This window comes from Streptomyces sp. NPDC031274, from assembly GCF_055570235.1.
In genome coordinates this window covers 1-1,826 of sequence record NZ_JBVIHP010000139.1, presented here as the reverse complement: position 1 = coordinate 1,826, position 1,826 = coordinate 1, and the positions used below count along the sequence as shown (strand labels likewise).

General features: G+C 70.4%; 2 protein-coding genes. Both read right to left on the bottom strand.

The window, feature by feature from the left end; all coding sequences use genetic code 11:
- Positions 1-1,087 (bottom strand): beta-ketoacyl synthase N-terminal-like domain-containing protein (locus ACZ5CR_RS44300; RefSeq protein ID WP_468869077.1); only part of this gene is annotated, 1,087 nt, incomplete at its 3' end.
- Positions 1,088-1,132: 45 nt separating this feature from the next.
- Positions 1,133-1,826 (bottom strand): acyl carrier protein (locus ACZ5CR_RS44295; RefSeq protein WP_468869072.1); only part of this gene is annotated, 694 nt, incomplete at its 5' end.

Genomic DNA, 1,826 nt, shown 5'->3' with positions numbered 1-1,826 from the left:
GCCCGTAGGTGGCCAACAGTGCCTGCGCCTCGATCGGATCACCCAACGTCGTACCTGTGCCATGCGCCTCCACCACATCCACCTCACCGGCCGACACCCCGGCATCAGCCAGAGCCGACCGGATCACCCGCTGCTGCGCCGGACCGCTCGGCGCCGTCAGCCCATTGGACGCCCCGTCCTGATTGATCGCCGAACCCCGGATCACCGCCCAGACCCGACGACCACGACGCCGCGCCTCCGACAACCGCTCCAGCACCAGCACACCCGCACCCTCAGAAAAACCCGTCCCATCAGCCGCCTCCGCAAACGCCTTGCACCGGCCATCACCCGACAACCCCCGCTGACGCGACATCTCCCGGAACACCTGCGTCGTCCCCATGACGGTGACCCCGCCGGCCAGGGCCAGCCCGCACTCGCCGGCACGGAGGGACCGCACCGCCTGGTGGACAGCGACAAGCGACGACGAGCAGGCGGTATCGACCGACACCGCCGGCCCCTCCAGCCCCAGCGCATACGCCACCCGGCCCGAAGCCACGCTGGTATACGTTCCTGTGACCGCGAGACCCTCCAGTTCGCCGACCGCCCCGCTGCCCATCCGCGGGCCGTAGTCGACGGCGTAGATCCCGGTGAACACCCCGGTCGCCGACCCGCGCAACCCCGCCGGGGGGATACCCGCCCGCTCCAGCGCTTCCCACGACGTCTCCAGCAGCAACCGCTGCTGCGGATCCATCGCCAAGGCCTCACGCGGGCTGATCCCGAAGAACTCCGCGTCGAAGGCCCCGGCCTCGTGCAGGAAGCCGCCTTCGCGGGCGTACGAGGTTCCCTCGTGGTCGGGGTCGGGGTTGTAAAGGGTCTCGGGGTCCCAACCGCGGTTCTCCGGGAAGCGGGTGATGCCGTCACCGCTCTCCGCGACGAGCCTCCACAGGTCCTCCGGCGAGGCGATCCCGCCGGGGTAGCGGCAGCTCATCCCGACGATCGCGACGGGCTCCTGCACCTTGCCTTCCAGCTCGCGCACACGGAGGCGGGTCGCGTGCAGGTCGGCAGAGACCTGCTTGAGGAAGTAACGGAGTCGTTCTTCGTTCGCCATCTAAAGTCAGCTCTCCTAATGGATGGAACCCGAGCCCTGCGTGCGTCAGGAGATCCCGAACTCTTTGTTGAGGAAGTCGAAGACTTCGTCGTCCGACGCGGCGTCCAGCTCCTCCGCGACGGTCTGTCCCTCGTGTGTCTCGTGTGCCTCGTGTGCCACGACCGGCCCGGTCCCGGCGTCGTCACCCCACTTGGCCAGCAGTGTCTGCAGCCGTTCGGTGATCCGGGACCTGGCCTGTCCGCCGACCGTCTCCTGACCGAGGAGCCGTTCAAGGGCGTCCAGTTCCGCGGTTCCTGCCTCGGCCGCCGCGGCGGTGACGAGCCGGCCGCGCAGGTGGGCGGCGACCGCCTCCGGTGTCGGATAGTTGAAGATCACCGTGGCGGCAAGGCGCACCCCGGTGGCCGCGGTGAGCTGGTTGCGGAACTCGACCGCGGTGAGCGAGTCGAAGCCGATCTCCTGGAAGGTCCGGTCCGCTTCGACGTCATCCGACCCCGAGTATCCGAGGACGCCCGCGACGTGGGCCCGTACCAGCGCCAGGAGTTCGGCTTCCTGCTCGGCCTCCGGCAGCTTCGCGAGACGCTGTCCGAGGGTGTCGCCACCGGTGTCCGCCGGAGCGGCGGACGCGGTGCGCCGGCCCGTCGGCCCTGCCGTGCCCACCGTGGGGACCAGGCCGCGCAGCAGCGGCGGCAGTTCACCGGGCCCGTCGGACCGCCCGGACGAGGCCCGCAGAGCGGGCACG